The 15733-nt window shown below is 66.8% G+C and carries 17 protein-coding genes and 1 pseudogene; 10 read left to right on the top strand and 8 right to left on the bottom strand.

Features of this window, described 5'->3' with window-relative positions; all coding sequences use genetic code 11:
- The first annotated feature begins 3 nt into the window (after positions 1-3).
- The 3 genes from NC4_RS23895 to NC4_RS23885 are packed head-to-tail and all read left to right on the top strand — an operon-like array spanning position 4 to position 1951.
- Entirely contained in the window at positions 4-675 is a 672-nt protein-coding gene (locus NC4_RS23895) for a hypothetical protein (protein ID WP_084529715.1), read from the top strand.
- Positions 676-731: 56 nt separating this feature from the next.
- Positions 732-1316, top strand: coding sequence for a TetR/AcrR family transcriptional regulator (locus tag NC4_RS23890; RefSeq protein ID WP_067542184.1), 585 nt, complete (start codon positions 732-734; stop codon positions 1314-1316).
- Positions 1313-1951 carry a TetR/AcrR family transcriptional regulator gene (locus NC4_RS23885; RefSeq protein ID WP_067542181.1) on the top strand — a complete coding sequence of 213 codons (639 nt, stop codon included), beginning with the start codon at positions 1313-1315 and terminating at the stop codon, positions 1949-1951. Before NC4_RS23890 ends, NC4_RS23885 begins: the two co-directional genes overlap by 4 nt.
- A gap of 13 nt (positions 1952-1964) precedes the next feature.
- Here the strand turns inward: NC4_RS23885 and NC4_RS23880 are convergent, their stop codons facing one another.
- Positions 1965-2285: a DUF6463 family protein gene (locus NC4_RS23880; RefSeq protein WP_067542177.1), complete on the bottom strand. Its 321-nt coding sequence runs from the start codon at positions 2283-2285 to the stop codon at positions 1965-1967.
- Positions 2286-2338: 53 nt separating this feature from the next.
- Here NC4_RS23880 and NC4_RS23875 point away from each other — a divergent pair, with 53 nt between their 5' ends.
- Positions 2339-2932: a TetR/AcrR family transcriptional regulator gene (locus NC4_RS23875; RefSeq protein WP_067542174.1), complete on the top strand. Its 594-nt coding sequence runs from the start codon at positions 2339-2341 to the stop codon at positions 2930-2932.
- Positions 2933-2945: 13 nt separating this feature from the next.
- Here the strand turns inward: NC4_RS23875 and NC4_RS23870 are convergent, their stop codons facing one another.
- Both NC4_RS23870 and NC4_RS23865 read right to left on the bottom strand, forming a co-directional pair.
- Positions 2946-3725, bottom strand: a complete 780-nt coding sequence (locus tag NC4_RS23870; protein WP_067542171.1) for an SDR family NAD(P)-dependent oxidoreductase — start codon at positions 3723-3725, stop codon at positions 2946-2948.
- Positions 3722-4162, bottom strand: a complete 441-nt coding sequence (locus tag NC4_RS23865) for a hypothetical protein (protein WP_067542168.1) — start codon at positions 4160-4162, stop codon at positions 3722-3724. The genes NC4_RS23870 and NC4_RS23865 overlap by 4 nt, the downstream gene beginning before the upstream one ends.
- 696 nt (positions 4163-4858) lie before the next feature.
- Between NC4_RS23865 and NC4_RS23855 the strand changes: the two genes are divergently transcribed.
- Positions 4859-5332, top strand: a complete 474-nt coding sequence (locus NC4_RS23855; RefSeq protein WP_067542166.1) for an NUDIX domain-containing protein — start codon at positions 4859-4861, stop codon at positions 5330-5332.
- 24 nt (positions 5333-5356) lie between these two features.
- Positions 5357-6358 (top strand): zinc-binding alcohol dehydrogenase family protein, encoded by a 1002-nt coding sequence (locus NC4_RS23850; protein WP_067542163.1) that lies wholly within the window; start codon positions 5357-5359, stop codon positions 6356-6358.
- Between the two features lie 6 nt (positions 6359-6364).
- Here the strand turns inward: NC4_RS23850 and NC4_RS23845 are convergent, their stop codons facing one another.
- A complete protein-coding gene (locus NC4_RS23845) occupies positions 6365-6946 on the bottom strand; it encodes a helix-turn-helix domain-containing protein (RefSeq protein WP_067542159.1) in 582 nt (193 codons plus the stop codon).
- 83 nt (positions 6947-7029) lie between these two features.
- Between NC4_RS23845 and NC4_RS23840 the strand changes: the two genes are divergently transcribed.
- Complete coding sequence (locus NC4_RS23840; protein WP_174566884.1) at positions 7030-8007, top strand: NAD(P)/FAD-dependent oxidoreductase; 978 nt, start codon at positions 7030-7032, stop codon at positions 8005-8007.
- Here NC4_RS23840 and NC4_RS44085 read toward each other — a convergent pair.
- Positions 8000-8401: a class I SAM-dependent methyltransferase gene (locus tag NC4_RS44085; protein WP_281186391.1), complete on the bottom strand. Its 402-nt coding sequence runs from the start codon at positions 8399-8401 to the stop codon at positions 8000-8002. The two genes, NC4_RS23840 and NC4_RS44085, sit on opposite strands and share 8 nt — an antisense overlap.
- 11 nt (positions 8402-8412) lie before the next feature.
- Positions 8413-8856 (bottom strand): annotated as a pseudogene (locus tag NC4_RS44080) (class I SAM-dependent methyltransferase).
- A 224-nt stretch (positions 8857-9080) separates the two neighbouring features.
- Between NC4_RS44080 and NC4_RS23830 the strand changes: the two are divergent.
- Positions 9081-9980, top strand: a complete 900-nt coding sequence (locus NC4_RS23830) for an expansin EXLX1 family cellulose-binding protein (RefSeq protein WP_067542153.1) — start codon at positions 9081-9083, stop codon at positions 9978-9980.
- A 97-nt stretch (positions 9981-10077) separates the two neighbouring features.
- Positions 10078-11019: an alpha/beta fold hydrolase gene (locus NC4_RS23825; RefSeq protein WP_084529714.1), complete on the top strand. Its 942-nt coding sequence runs from the start codon at positions 10078-10080 to the stop codon at positions 11017-11019.
- Here NC4_RS23825 and NC4_RS23820 read toward each other — a convergent pair.
- Positions 10994-12397: a WS/DGAT/MGAT family O-acyltransferase gene (locus NC4_RS23820; RefSeq protein WP_067542150.1), complete on the bottom strand. Its 1404-nt coding sequence runs from the start codon at positions 12395-12397 to the stop codon at positions 10994-10996. The two genes, NC4_RS23825 and NC4_RS23820, sit on opposite strands and share 26 nt — an antisense overlap.
- Positions 12398-12666: 269 nt before the next feature.
- Between NC4_RS23820 and NC4_RS23815 the strand changes: the two genes are divergently transcribed.
- A complete protein-coding gene (locus NC4_RS23815) occupies positions 12667-13314 on the top strand; it encodes a cutinase family protein (protein ID WP_067542147.1) in 648 nt (215 codons plus the stop codon).
- Between the two features lie 135 nt (positions 13315-13449).
- On the opposite strand, the gene NC4_RS23810 is transcribed toward NC4_RS23815, so the two are convergent.
- Positions 13450-15477, bottom strand: coding sequence for an SDR family oxidoreductase (locus tag NC4_RS23810; protein WP_067542144.1), 2028 nt, complete (start codon positions 15475-15477; stop codon positions 13450-13452).
- Positions 15478-15733 lie beyond the last annotated feature (256 nt).

Raw genomic sequence — 15733 nt, 5'->3', positions numbered from 1 at the left:
ATCATGAGTGCGAACGACAAGACCCCCGACGGCGCCGCGGCCACCGAAGAGGTTGTGTCACTGGCGAAGCCGATCGCGGACGCCGTAGCGGAGGCCGCGGAGCAAGCCCCGGTCGCCCCGCCCGCCGTCGAACGGAATGTGCGGCCCGCCCAGGGATCGATCATTACCGTGCTGCCGCTGGCGGCCGCCGCGATCCTGGCGGTCGTCTCCCTCGTTCTCGGCGGACTCTGGTACAGTAGCTCCAATGAACTCGATGATCTGAAATCCGCTCAGGCCGACCGGGATCGGGTCGCCGAGGTGGCCCGCGACTACACCCTGCGCTCGCTCACCTACGATTACAAGAACCTGCCCGCCTTCTTCGACGGCGTGCAGCGCGGCACCTCCGACGCCCTGGCCGGGCGGTACAAGGAGGTTCACGACACGCTGTCGGCCATCATGACCGAGGCCCAGGTGGTGGCCACCGGTGAGGTCGCGGGCACCTCCGTCGAGGCGCAGGGCAACGATCAGTACGCCGTCACCGTCTACGCCACGCAGCGCACCCAGAACGTCCAGCACCAGGATCCGGCCACGGTGCCCAATCTGCTGGTGGTCACGGTGGCCAAGAACGGCGGCGACTGGGTGGTCGTGGACTACGGCCCGAAGGACGCCGCCGCCAAGGACGGGGCCGCGAAATAGCCTCCCGCACAGGCCGGCCGCCGCAGCACGAGCTTCCGCTGCGGCGGCGTCGGCAGATGGTCGAAGCCGCCTACGAGGTGTTCACCGCACAGGGCTATGCGGCCACCGCCATCTCCGAGGTGGCCGCGCGCGCCGGGATCGGGCAGGGCACGGTGTACCGGTATTTCGGCAGTAAACGCGAAATCCTGGAACACGTCATCGATTTCGGTATAGAGAAGGTCATGGATTCCGTGCGGCTACCCGAATTGCTCGGCACCGCGACCGGTGTCGGCGGCCTCACGGAGGCGGTGCGCGCGGCGGCGGATCGCGTCTACGATCTCGTCGAGCGGGAGCCGCAGTTGCTGCGGCTGCTGCTGGTGGAGGCCGCGGCCATCGATCCCGAACTGGCACAACGGCTGCTGGGTCTGGAGGCCATCACGGCCGCCCTGGTGGCCGCCGAACTGAGCCGCGGAGTGGAGGCGGGCTGGATCCGTCCCGACCTCGACACCGAGGTGGTCTCGCACACCATTGTCATGATGGTCGGCCCGGGCCTGCTGCGGCAGCTGCACGGCGTGAGCGATCCGCGCGAGCGCCGCCACACCACCGCCACCCTCCTGCAATTGCTGGAGAAAGCGCTGCGCCTGCCGAGCGTCGCCTCGTGACCGATACCGCCGCCCGCACCCGCCGCGCCGCCCGCCTGGAACAGCGCCGCGCCGACCTCATCGCCGCCGCGTACGGACTGGTCATGATCCGTGGCTTCCGCACCATCAGCGTCGACGACATCGCCACCGCCGCGGGCGTCAGCCACGGCACCTTCTACAACTACTTCGACAACAAACGCGACATTCTCGGCGCCGTCATCGATCACTGCTTCGACCGCATTCTCGACAGTCTGCTCGGCCCCGAAGGCGATGACGTCCCGACCACCCTCGCCGCGTTCTCCGCGCGCTACGCCCGCGTCATCGATCGCTGTTTCGACCTGGTCGCCACCGAACCGGGCCTGGTGAATTTCCTGCTCCTGGAAGCCTCTTCGATCGACGACGCCGTGATCGACCGCTGCCTGCGGAACGCCCGCCGCTACGGTATGCAAGCCATCGACCAGGTCTCCCAGAGCATGCGCCACGGCTACCTCGACCCCAATCTGGATGTCGGTATCGCCGGTGAATTCCTGCTCTCGATCCTGGTGTCGGCGTTGTTCTCCGCGCTGCGCGACGGCGCGGAGGGGCTCGGCAGGGACCGTGTCCGCACCCAGCTGACCGGCTTCCTGGCCTCGGCCCTGGGCGCCGCACAGCCCTGAGCAGCCGCCGTGGTCACGCCGCGACCGCGGCCCGGCGATTGCGGAGCCATCCGCGAATCCCGAGAGCCAACGGGATCAGGACGGTCAGGAACCCGGAGACGGGTTCGACGATGAGGCCGAACACGGTGAGTGCGACGATCGCCGCGAGGATCGACGCGGGGATATGGCCGCGCGCCCGCTCCACTTCGATCACGGCGATACCGAAGCCCATGGCGACGACTCCGAACGCGGTGAACCAGAAGGAGAGCTCCAAGGTCTCCCGACCGGACGCCCACACGACAGCGCCGAGTGCGGTGTGCAGCGCGCCGATGAGGGTGAGCAGCACCCCGGACACGGGGAACGCGTTTTTGAATACATATTCCTAAACATTGCCCTAGGCTATCCCGCGTGGCAAGACCCCGACGCTTCAGCGATGACCAGATCCTCGACGCGGCACGCGATCTGCTCGCCGATCCCGCGACGAACCGGCCGACCATCGCGGCCATCGGCGCCGCCTCCGGTGTCCACACGGGCTCGATCTACGTGCGCTTCGCCTCCGTCGACGAGCTGCTCGCGCGCTTGTGGCTGCGCTCGATCCAGCGCTTCCACCTCGGGCTCATCGCCGCCCTGTCCGGGGACGATCCGCTGCTCGCCGCCGCGACGTACCTGATCCGCTACTGCCGAACACACCCCACCGAAGCCAGGGCCATGAAGATGTTCCGGCATGACGAACTGCTCGACGTGGGCTCCGATGCGCTGCGCGCCGAGATCGCCACGGTCAACGACCGCATGAACGACGCGCTGTGCGCCGCCGTCGCCGCGGAGTTCGGGGCCGCCGACGAGCGGCGCATGGCCATTGCCGCGGCCGCCGTCAAAGCGATCCCCTACGGCCTGGTCCGCCAGTACATCGCTGGTGCGCAACCCATTCCGGACTGGGTCGAGGAGGTCACCGCGACGGCGACGGCCGCCGTCCTCGCGCAGCTGCGTGCGGAGAATTCTTGATCGTGGCGAGGCGTCAGTGCGCGGAGAACCCGCCGTCCACGAAGATCGACTGGCCGGTAATGTATCCGGCCGCCGGACTCGCGAGGAACACTGCCGCACCGGCGAAGTCGTCGACCCGCCCATTGCGCCCGACAAGCGTCCGCGCCGCCAGCGCCGCGACTTGCTCGGGGTCCGAAGACAATCGGGTATTCAACGCCGTCGGCACGAATCCCGGCACCAGCGTATTGCAGGTGACCCCGTACGGTGACCACGCCTCCGCCTGCGACCGCGCCAGTGACTCCAGCGCCCCCTTCGAAACCCCGTAGGCCCCACTGTTCGCGAAGGCCCGATGCGGCTGCTGCGAGCTGATGTGAATGATCCGCCCGTAACCCCGCCCCGCCATCTCCGGCCCGAACGCCTGCCCGAGCAGAAACGGCGCAACCAGATTCACGGCCATCGTCGCATCCCACACCTCTGCGAGCCCATCCACCGGCGGCCGCAGATTCACCCCGGCGCAGTTCACGAGAATATCCGGCCCTCGCCCCCACACCTCCCGAGCCTCGCCCGCGACCTCGGCCACCGCGTCCCGCTCGCCGAGATCCGCGGCGATCCACCGAACTTCGCACCCGTTGCCCCGCAGCTCGAGAGTCGTCTCGGCGAGGCGGTCCTTGTCCCGCGCCACGATAATGACCTGCGCGCCCGCCCGCCCCAGCGCAGTGGCAATTGCTTTCCCGATTCCGGAGCTGCCACCGGTGACAAGGGCAACCTTGCCCTCCAGCGAGAACAGGCCCGAAAGATACTCGTGAGCGGTCACGACCGGAACTCTATGTCGTCGAGGCGCTTACAATCAGATCGGTCGGCGCCGCGGTCGCCGCTACAGTGGTCCCGGGACAGCTCGAGGGCCTCGCTCAGTTCTCGAGCGGAAACTCTGAGCCGCCACCGGTAACGTCTCTGAGGGTTCACCGTCAGCGGCTCGGCGAAAGCGGTCACTCGCCTTGCATTTCCGCCGATATGGATCAGGTCTGGTGTGATCACGTACGCCGAATCAACGTGTCGGGCCAGTCGATACAGCATCCCTGTGCGGTCCTGGTTGGAGTTGTCCGTGACCAGGACGCTGGCAACTCGCAGGTCCAGCGCCTCGGCCCGTTGCCGCGCGTAGAACTCAGCCCAGTCCAGATCCGCCTTGCTGGTCAGCAATGGCCGATATATGTAGATGATCGCCTTGTGCCGGTTATGCGCTTTGTCGCTCACATCAGCCCCTGTCGTCGAGGTATGGCGGCTCGGAAATCAAACGTAGGGACCTGCAGCGGACGCTTGAACTGTGTCAAGGACGCTTTGCGGGACACTGCAAACGTCCTCCATGTCCACGAAATGCCCCGTAGGGTTCAGGTATGACCCAGCGCCTCGAGTCAGCGATGCTCCGGGCCGGACTCGACTCCGCAGGCTTGGCGGCACGAGTTCATGTCGATGTGAAGACCGTGAACCGTTGGCTGGCCGGGCGCGTACCGCATCGCAGGACACGGCTCGAGGTGGCTGCGGCCCTCGGTGAGACCGAGGAATCGTTGTGGCCGTCGGCTCGACCGGACATGCAAGCAGGGGCACCTGCTACCGCAGAGTTCGCGGCGGCTTATGCGCACCGGGCGGAGATACCCAACGATCTCTGGATCTCGTTGGTACACAAGGCGAGCCGGGTGCGTAGTGCGGCTGGGGTTCGCTGATCCCGACTGTGATCACGTCATGGAGAGGGACATGCTCGAGCAGATGGGTGGAACTCTGCCCACTCCGACATGATCGTTACCCCCTACCTGTTTCGTGCCAGGGGCTACCAACACACCGCGCTGTACCTGCGGCGATTGTCGCCGTACGGGATATTCGAATCCTTCGCTGACCAGTTCGAACAAATCTGGGGAACAGCGACTCCGTACACGACGACGCAAGGATTTGCCGATGGGCTCACGGCGTGACTACTACAAAGACCCGAATGCGCCGAAGGCGAACAGTTTGGTGCCCGGTGGGTCGGCGCTGGTTGCGGATGATCATGGTGCGATCCTGATGCAGCGCCGTGGCGACTCCGGGAACTGGTCGCTCCCCGGGGGGATCATGGAGATCGGCGAGACGCTGGAGCAGTGTGTGATCCGTGAGACCAAGGAAGAGACTGGTCTGGACATCGAGATCACCGGTCTGCTCGGTATCTACACCGATCCAGAGCATGTCATCGAGTACGCCGACTGTGAGATACGGCAAGAGTTCGCCATCACGTATTACGGTAAGGCCATTGGTGGAAGCATCCGGGTGAGCGACGAATCAACCGCTGTTCGGTTCCTGAGCTTGGATGAACTTACAGAATTACCGGTGCACCCCACCGTCCGGCTCAGGCTGCAGCATCACTCCGAGCAGCGCTCCGTGCCCTACCTGGGGTAGTGGCCTTCTGAACAGGAGTCGGTGATGATGGCGTGGCGGGTACGGGAGCCGGGGCGGATCGATGCGGGGCCGATGCGGTGGGAGGCCGGGGACGTGCCTGTCGCCGGGGTGGGGGAGTTGCTCGTACGGGTGCTGGCGTGTGGGGTGTGCCGGACGGATCTGCATGTGGCGGAAGGGGATCTGCCGGTGCATCGGGTGGGCGTGACGCCCGGGCACGAGGTGGTGGGGGAGGTTGTCGCGGTGGGGGACGGGGCGGGCGCGGAGTTCGGCCTTGGCGATCGGGTCGGTATCGCGTGGTTGCGGCATACGTGCGGGGTGTGCCGGTTCTGTGTGCGCGGGGCGGAGAATCTCTGCCCCGAATCGCGGTATACCGGCTGGGATGCCGATGGTGGGTATGCCGAATTCGCCACGGTGCCTGCGGATTACGCACTACCGCTGCCCGCGGGGTATGCCGATGTGGAACTGGCGCCGCTGTTGTGTGCGGGGATCATCGGGTATCGGGCGTTGCGGCGGACGAGCCTGCCGGAGGGTGGGCGGTTGGGGATCTACGGGTTCGGCGGGAGTGCGCATATCGCGGCGCAGGTGGCGTTGGCCGAGGGGGCGGAAGTGCATGTGATGACCCGGGATCCGCAGGCTCGGGCACTGGCGGCGAAGCTGGGGGCGGCCTCGGTGCAGGGGGCGGCGGATCGGCCGCCGGTGCCGTTGGATGCGGCGATTCTGCTCGCGCCGGTGGGCGAGTTGGTGTTGCCCGCCCTGGCGGCGCTGGATCGCGGCGGGATCCTGGCCGTTGCCGGAATCCATCTGTCCGACATTCCCGTGTTGAACTATCAGCGGCATCTGTTCCAGGAGCGGGAGATTCGCTCGGTGACCGCCAATACCCGGGAGGATGCGCGGGAGTTCCTGGCCTTCGCGGGCAGGCATCGGATCGAGGTCACCGTGCATCCGTATCCGCTCGATGCCGCGGATCGGGCGCTGGCCGATCTGGCGCACGGGCGGTTCGCGGGGGCGGCGGTGCTGGTGCCGTGATCGCGGTCAGCTCTTCTTCGGCTGCGCTCGCACATGCGCGCGTTCGCCCTGTTTGCCGAAGAGGCTGAGGAATTCGACCGGCTCATTGTCGGCCGCGCCGAACCAGTGCGGAATGTGGGTGTCGAATTCGGCCGCCTCGCCCGGCGCGAGGATGAAATCGTGCTCGCCCAGAACGATCCGGAGTCGGCCATTGAGCACATACATCCACTCGTAGCCCTCGTGCACCTTCGGATCCGGTTCCTGGTGCCTGCTCCGGGCCGGAATGACCATCTTGTAGGCCTGGATACCGCCCGCCCGGCGGGTCAGCGGGACCATGGTCATGTGGTTGTGCTTGATCGGGCGCAGATGCACCCGCGGGTCGCCCGTGAGCGGCGCGTCGACCAGTTCGTCGAGCGTCACGCCGTGCGCGCGGGCCAAGGGCAGGAGCTGTTCGAGAGTCGGTCGCCGGGAACCGGATTCGAGGCGGGACAGCGTGCTCACCGAAATGCCCGTCGCGGCCGACAGATCCGCCAGGGTGGTCTGGCGTTGTTTCCGCAGCGCGCGCAGTCGCGGGCCGACCGCGTCGAGTGTCTCGTCGATATCGTCCATGCCCGCTAGTTTGCCAGATCGGCAAATTGCATTGCCAGGTTGACCGAGTCTTGGGCATGGTGGGTTGCGAGGAAGTGGTCACGATGACCGAGGAGTTGCAGAACACCTATGACGTGGTGGTGATAGGCGGCGGCGCCGCCGGACTGAACGGGGCGCTCATGCTCGCCCGCTCGCGACGGTCGGTGGTGGTGATCGACGCGGGCGCGCCGCGCAATGCCCCGGCCGAGGGCGTGCACGGGCTGCTGGGCCGGGAGGGCATGCCGCCCACGGAACTGTTCGCGCTCGGCCGCGCCGAGGTGCGGCAGTACGGCGGACATGTGGTGCACGGCGAGGTCGTGGCGGTGGCCCGCGACGAGGACGAGTCCGGGACACCGGAATTCACGGTCGCCCTGGCCGACGGCCGCCCCGTCCGGGCCAGGCGATTGCTGGTGGCGACCGGCGTGGTCGACGAGCTGCCCGATATTCCCGGATTGCGGGAGCGCTGGGGACACGATGTGCTGCACTGCCCGTACTGCCACGGTTGGGAGGTCCGGGACAGGGCCATCGGCGTCCTCGCCACGAGCCCGATGGCCGTGCACCAGGCGCTGTTGTTCCGGCAGCTGAGCGATGACGTCGTGCTGTTCACCCACGCCACCGAACCCCCGTCCGGTGAGCAGGCCGAGCAGTTGGCCGCACGCGGGATCCGGGTGGTGACGGGCGAGGTGACCGCAGTCGAGGTCGAGCACGACCGGCTGGCCGGTGTGCGACTGGCCGACGGCACGGTGGTGCGCCGGGACACGCTGGCCGTCCAGACCCGCGCGGTGGCGCGGGCGGGGCTGCTGGCGGCGCTCGGCCTGGATCCGTCCGAACATCCCAGTGGGATAGGCGAATACATTCCCGTCGACGCCATGGGCCGCACCGCGGTACCCGGTGTCTGGGCGGCCGGTAATGTCACCGAGATCGCCGCGCAGGTCGGAAACTCCGCTGCGGCAGGCGCATTCGCGGGGGCGCAGATCAATGCCGATCTGGTCACCGAGGACACCCGGCTGGCCGTTGCCGCGCAACGGGTTCCGGCTATTTGATCAAAGTGAACTGCATGACGTCGAGGTGCCCCGCGCGGAAGTAGTGCGCACAGCCGGTGAGGTATTTCATGTACCTCTCGTAGATCTCCTCGGAGGTCAGGCGCACGGCTTCCGCACGATGGCGCTCCAGGGCGCGCGCCCAGTGATCGAGCGTGCGGGCGTAATGCGGTCGTAGCGCGTGGATGCGCTGCAGATGGAATCCGGCCTGGGCGGCGTGGCTGGTCACCAGCTGCGGCTGGGGCAGCTGCCCGCCCGGGAAGATCTCCTGCTTGATGAAGATGTGGAACAGCGCGTCCGCCCGGGGGAGATGTTCCGGGCCCGCAGTTCGGCCAGGGTATGGCCGATGATGGTGTGCAGCAGCATGCGCCCGTCGGTCGGCATCATGTCGTAGCAGCGTGTGAAGAACTAGCCGTAGCGCTCCTTGCGGAAGTGCTCGAACGCGCCGATGCTGACGATCCGGTCCACCTCGCCGTGGTATTCCTCCCAGCCCTGCAACCGCACCTCGGCGATATCGCTCAGGCCGAGCCGCCGAATACGTTCGCGCGCATGGTCCTACTGATTGCGGCTCAGTGTCAGCCCGACCACGCGCACGCCGCGATCCTGGGCGGCGCGGATCATGGTCGCGCCCCAGCCGCATCCGATATCCAGCACGGTCATCCCCGGCTGTAGCCGCAGCTTGCCGAGCGCGAGATCGATCTTGGCCTGCTGCGCCTGTTCGAGCGTCATGTCCGGGTGGGCGAAATAAGCGCAGCTGTAGGTCATGGAGGGGTCGAGGAACAGCGCGTAGAAGTCGTCGGACAGGTCGTAGTGGGATTGCACCTGCTGATAGAAGGGGGCGAGGTCGGCCATGCGGGACGCTCCTGGAATGTCGAGGGGTACCAGGACATACGGAACATGGCGCCCACCCGTTCTAGGTCGAGGCCCGGCCGTGCCGGATCCGTGACACACCGGCGACACGCCGAGTCTTTCACTCCGAGTTTCCGATTCGAGCCCGGCACGACCGGTCCGACTGCTTTCCTGAAGATAATTCAGCATCGTTGCAGCAAACATCATTCGGAGGTTGGGGAACACCCATGCACCGCACGGGTCACGAAGAGGTCCGCAACGGTCGGCCGTGGCTGTGGACGGCCCTGGCAGGAGTGGTGGTCGTGGGGGCGGTGACCTGGGTGATGCGACCGGCGACGGTGGCCTGCCGCAGCGCGCCGGACACCACGACGGTGGTGACGCTCCCCGCGCCGACAACCAGTTCGGTTACTCCGCAGCAGCTCTCAACCATCGAGCAGCCGCCCTCGGAGACCCGGGAGGCGCGGTACTACGCCTTCACGCCCGGTGTGGCGTGCTCGCTGCCCGAATTGCCCCTCGACGGCTATTACATCGGCGTCCCGACCGACGAGTACGAGGGTTCGGCGGCGTGCGGGTCCTATGTCGATATCGATGGCCCGCTCGGCAGCGTGCGCGCCATGATCGTGGACCGCTGTCCCGGATGCGGTCCCCATCAATACGATTTGAGCCGAGCCGCTTTCGAGGAGATCGCGCACGTCTCCGATGGGGTCGCGCCCATTCGGATCACCAAGGTGCGCGATCCCAATCCCGCGCCGGAACTGTTCTACCGCGTGCAGCCGGGTTCCTCGGCGGACTGGATCGGGGTGTTGTTCTCCGGCAATGGTAATCCCTTGCGGCAGGTGTCCTTACGGCCCGACGGCGGTGAGGATTGGATTCCGCTTCGGCGCGGCTACGACAACTACTGGTCGGTCTCGGGCGCGGGGCCCGGACCGTTCACGGCCCTGGTGACCGATGTGTACGGCCACGAGGTCCTGGTCGGCGGTGTGACCCTCGATGGCGGGGAGGTGCGCTTCACCGGCGTCCGGCTCTATCCCATACCGGAACTCCGGCCCCCGGAGCCGACACCGGAGCCGCCGCCGGTCATGGTGGTGACCACTGTGATTCCCGGGCCGCGGCACTGCGATTCGTGACTCGCCCGTAGCGCAACTTTCCGGCGGAGCTATGGCATCATCGAGTGAAACGTGTTCCAATTCGCCCGCTGGGGGCGGTGCGCCGGGAGGCCATTCGATGACGAACCGCAGTGTGCAGCTTTCCGCGGAATCGCCCACCGACGCGAGTCGGCGCGGGCGTCGCCTGTCGCAACGTATTTCCAGGTTGACCGAGGTGCCGACCGGATCCATGGTCGAACTGCCGGGGCGCGGCAGTACCTATGTGGTGGACCTGCCGGGACCGTCGGCGAATGCCCCGACCGTGGTGCTACTGCACGGAATGGTCACCACGGCCATGCTGAACTGGTTCCCGTCCTTGCGGGAGCTCACCGAGCGGTACCGCGTGGTGCTGTTCGACCAGCGCTGGCACGGGCGCGGAATACAGTCCGAGCGTTTCGATCTCGACGATCTGGCCGACGATGTGATCGCTCTCGCCGATGTGCTCCGCATCGAGCGGCCGATCCTGGTCGGCTACTCCATGGGCGGGGTCATCGCGCAGCTGACCGCGCACCGGCATCCGGATCGGGTGGCCGGGCTCGTGCTGTGCGCCACCACCTATCGCTTCCAGGAGAAGTGGCGGGAGCGGGCCTTCCATCGCGCCTGGGGCGCGGTCGCGGCGTCCATGTCGGAGACCGTGTACCGGCGGGCGGTGGTGCGCTGGGCGAAACTGCCCGTGCTGCCGGAATCCTCGTGGCCGGTCGGGCGGATGGATCGCTGGGCTATGGGGGAGATGCGCAGTCTGAGCGGCTGGGCGCTGACGCAGGCGCTCGCCGTGATCGGGCGGTTCGATTCGTCGGAATGGCTCGCGACACTGAAGGCGCCCACGGCCGTGGTGATCACCACGCGGGATCGGGCGCTGCCCGTCTACCGGCAATTGGAAATGGCGAAAATGATTCCGGGAGCGGAGATTTTCCTCGCGAAGGCCGGTCACGCGGCCTGCGCACTCGAGGCGGACGTCTTTGTCCCGGTGCTCCTTGAGGCCTGTGCGGCGGTGGTCAGTTCTGTTCGCGAGCTGCCTTGAGCAGTTCGACGATGACTTCGGGAATGGCGTCGGCGATCCGATCCACATCGGGGACCAGTTCCTTACAGGCGATGAACCCGAAATCCAGGTGACCGTTGGTGGAGATCACCGTGGCGGTCAGACCGGCGCCGTGGAAGACCGGGCCGAACGGATACATCGAGGCCACCCGCACGCTCAGGAAGTACATGGGGAAATTGGGCCCGGGGACATTGGAGACCACCAGATTGTGCACCACCGGATGGCGCTCGGCCAGCTTCAGCGAGGAATACGCGCGCGCCGCGAGCTGAAAGGTGTTGGGCGGGGCGTACTTCGCCCAATCCTGGAGGAAGTCCGCGCCGATCATATTGTGCTCCTCCTTGGCGCCGCGATTGTCCTCGGCAATGGCGAGCAGGCGCGCGACCTGATCCTCGATATCGGTGTGCAGGCGCGCGAAGATGGTGGACACCTTATTGGTCCCCTCCGCGTGCCGGGAGGTGTCGTGCACCGAGACCGGAACCGAGGCGATGAGCGAGGATTCGGGCAACTCGTCGTGTGATTCGAGATAGCTGCGTAGCGCGCCGCCCACTATGGCGAGCACCGCGTCGTTGACCTTGACGCCGAAGGCCGACTTTATCTCCTTGATATCGGCCAGATCGGTCTGGACGAAGGAGACACCGCGATGCGGGGTGATTGCGCGATTGAACGGGGTGCGCGGGGCGGTGAACGGCAAAGGCATTCCGCGGCCGCCGTTTTCGCCGCGGCGACGCTGGACCAGACCGCCCAGGATGCCCACGGTCTTGGGCACCATGCCGAACATGCCCAGCTTGCCCGGGAACTTCACCACGGCATCGGCGGCCAGCAGCAGATCATTGGGTTCCGGTTCGGCCACGGGGGTTTCGGCCGGTGGGGTGTAGGAGACGCCCGGTTCGACATCGCACAGGTGCATCATCATGTTCGTGCCGGTAATGCCGTCGACGATGGCGTGGTGGTACTTGGAGATGACGGCGACCTTGCCGTGCGGCAGGCCCTCCACCACCCACATCTCCCACAGCGGGCGGGTGCGGTCCAGCGGGCGGCCCGCGATATCGCCGGTGAGCTCGGCCAGCGCGGCGCGGTCGCCCGGTGCGGGCAGGCCCACGCGGCGAATGTGATAGTCGAGGTCGAAGGCCGAATCCCGCACCCAGACCGGGTGATCGAGATTGAACGGCACGGTGTGCAGGCGGCGGGTCATGGCCGGAATCAGGTGTAGCCGCCGACCCGGCTCGCCCTTGAATCTGTCGAATTCGAACTCCACGCCGTCCGCCGGGGGATCCACGATGAGCAGCGCGCACACGTGCAGGAGTTGGGTGTCGGTTTCGAGATAGAGGAAGCTCGCATCGAGCCCGGTAAGTCGTTCCATACCAACACCCTATGAGAACGGGTTCCACTTTGCGCGCCGATTGTGGTGGGCTCCGACACCTCCCGTATGCCTTGTCGTTGCCTCAAAGTAGCTTGTAGATAACAAGTTTGAATGGGATACGGTTGGGAATCAAAAGGATATCGCTCCAGTAGAATTCGTTGCCGCTCTCTGACGGTCTCCCTACCTTGGGTCACATAGCCCGGTGAAGTGTCACTTGTCACTGACAAGAGTCACCGGGCTTCTCACAACGGCGTGAGAGGGTGAGGACAATGGGCGACCGGAAGGTGTTGCTGTCTGTAAATTGGCGTACAGCTTGGGTATTCGCCGCGCTACTGGTGGCGGCGAGTGTGTTCTTCCCGCAACCCACGGTCCGCGCGGACTGGTGTGCCGATGTGGATGTGATAGCGGTGCGGGGCACCGGGGAACCCGGATGGCTCGGCGATGTGGTCGGGAATCCGCTGTACGGCATGTTGCAGGACCGGTTGCCCGTCTCGACGAGCGCGTACCCGGTCGCCTATCCCGCCGACCACAGCTTCAATCTCGGCGCGGGAACCCAGGATCTGTTGGGGCACATGAACTATCAGGCCGCCGCCTGCCCCGGGCAGCGCTTCGTTCTGATTGGCTACTCGCAGGGCGCGGCGGTCATTCACGCGGCGCTGGGCACCGGGACCGTGAGCTGGTATCCGGGCCGGGTGCAGATGCCGGGTGAGCTCGGCTGGCGGATTTCCGCGGTGCTGCTGTTCGGCGATCCCATGCGGGCCGCGGGCGCAGGCGTGCCGGGCGAGTACGCCGGGCGGACCGGGAACTGGTGCACCGGAGGTGATCCGGTGTGCGGCGCGGGCACGAATGCGGCCTCGCACGTGGCCTATGGCGACAGCTTCGTCGCGGCGGCGAACTTCGCGGCGGATCGGATCTGAGCCGGGGAGGGGCGGGGCCCCAACGAAGCGGGATCTGTCAGCGGATCACTCCCTGCAGCCCGAATGATCATATGGGCGCGGCCCCAAGACAATTCGGCCCGGCGGGAATTCCCGCCGGGCCGAATTGCGTGTGTGCTACCAGTGCAGGCCGGGGATCTTGTTGGTGATCCGGGCGGCCGGGCTGGGCATGCCCATGAGCGGCTGCACGATCGGGGCCAGGGCCAGCAGCGGGCTGCGCGACTCCGGCTTGGCGGCGGTCTCGGCCGGGGCGCTCGCCGCCTCGGCGCTCACCGGCTTGGCGGCCTTGGACTCACCGAACATGCGGAAGCCCTGCGCCAGGATGGCGCGCTTCACCGACGGCATGACCGTATCGACGAACTGGGCGAAGGTGCCGATGGGGGTGTCGATGCGGCTGGGGCGGTGCTCCAGCGCGCGCACGACGATATCGGCGGCCTGCTCGGGGGTGTGCACTGGAATGGACTTGTACAGATCGGTGGGTGCGATCATGGGCGTCCGCACCAGGGGCATCCGCACCGAGGTGAAAGTGATTCCGGCATCAGCGTTCTCGACCGCGGCGATCTCGCTGAAGTTGTCCAGGGCCGACTTGCTCGCCACATAGGCGGCGAAGCGCGGGACCTTGGTCTGCACGGCGATGGAGGAGATGTTCACGAAGTGGCCGAAACGGCGCTCGCGCATGGAGGGCAGCAGGGCCAGGATCAAGCGCACCGCACCGAAGTAGTTCACGGCCATGGTGCGCTCGAAATCGTGCATCCGGTCGGTGGAATTGAGCACCGAGCGGCGGATGGAGCGACCGGCATTGTTGACCACGAAGTCGACGTGATCGTGATCCGCGAGGACCTGCTTGACGAGCAGCTCCACCGACTTCTCGTCGGTGATATCGCACGTGTACGCCTGGGCGGCGCCGCTTTCCGCACGGACCGCCGCGGCGGCGGCCTCCAGATCCTCGGGGGTGCGGGCGACCATGAGCACGGTCGCGCCGCGGCGGGCCACGGCATGCGCGGTGGCCAGGCCGATGCCGGAGGAGGCGCCGGTGACCAGGACGATGCGGCCTTCGAGGGGTTCGCCCTCGATGCGGCGGGCGCGGTCGGGGTCGAGGTTGGCGTGCCAGTAGTTCCAGAGGGTTCGGGCGTAGGTGTCGAAGGCCGGGACCTCGATGCCCGCGCCGCGCAGCTGGGCCTGGGTGAAATCGGAGGCGAACTCCGATTCGAAGGCGGTGTGCGGTGCCACCTCGGCGGGAATGCCGAAGCGCTCCAGCACGAAATCGCGCGCCGCGGTGACGCCGGGGATGCCGCCGAGCAGATTCAGGGCGGCGTGGCTGCCGGGCACGGTGCCCAGACCGGTGGGCGCGCCCGCGGCGCGGGCCAGCGCGGCGTACACCTCGGTGAAGGGCTGCGGCCGCGGGTTGGTCAGGTGGAAGGTGCGGCCGATCAGCCCCGGCTTGTTGACGAGCTCGACCATGGCGGCCGAGACGTAGTCGACCGGAACGATATTGGTCGCGCCCAGATCCGGCATGGGGACCGGGAGTTCGGACGGCAGCGCGGCCAGACCCGCGATGGCGGGGAAGAAGTAGTACGGCCCTTCGATCTTGTCCATCTCGCCGGTGCGGGAATCGCCGACCACGATGGCCGGGCGGTACACTCGCCAGCGCAGGTCCTTGCTCTCGCGGACCAGCCTCTCGGCCTCGAATTTGGTGCGATGGTAGGGCGATTCCAGGTTCTGGCCCAGATCGAAATCGTCCTCGAAGAACTTGCCCTTGTGATCGCCCGCGACCGCCACCGAGGACACGTGGTGCAGGACCGCGCCCAGCTCGCGCGCCAGGTCGACGACCGCGCGGGTGCCCGCCACATTGGCGGCGTAGGTGCTGTCCTCGTCGGCGGTCATATCGTAGACCGCGCCGAGTTGCGCGATGTGATCGGCGCGGGGCGCCTCGTCGGCCAGGCCGAGTCCCGGCGCGGTGAGATCGCCGACCAACGGGAAGACCCGATCGGGTGCGCCCCAGTCCTGTGCCAGCTCACGCAGCTCGGCGACCGACGCCTCGCGCACCAGCGCGTGGACCACGGCGGTCTTGTCGCGGTTCAGCAGCCCGGCGACCACGCGCCGCCCGAGAAAACCGGTTCCGCCCGTGACGATGTAGGAAACCATCGTCCCCTCCTTTTTTGCGAACCTGTTGGTGCCCAACATTGTTCGTCCGACATGCGTCGGTGGATGCGGACGGTGATTGTGCGGCCCCCTATCAGAATGTCGGGCCGAGGTAGGAACACCTTCGTGCCTAACTGGTGAGTAACTTTACGTGTCCTCAATTGCGGCTTCAACCGAGAGTGGCCCCTGGAGCGTGTGTGAATGGTCACCATCGAGCTACCCCATTCTTTGTGTGTAACAACAGGTTTGGTGTAACCGG

It is taken from the genome of Nocardia crassostreae (assembly GCF_001613405.1).
Classification (GTDB): domain Bacteria; phylum Actinomycetota; class Actinomycetes; order Mycobacteriales; family Mycobacteriaceae; genus Nocardia; species Nocardia crassostreae.
Note: the sequence above shows the minus strand (reverse complement) of the source record. Positions and strands in the feature narration are given on the sequence as shown.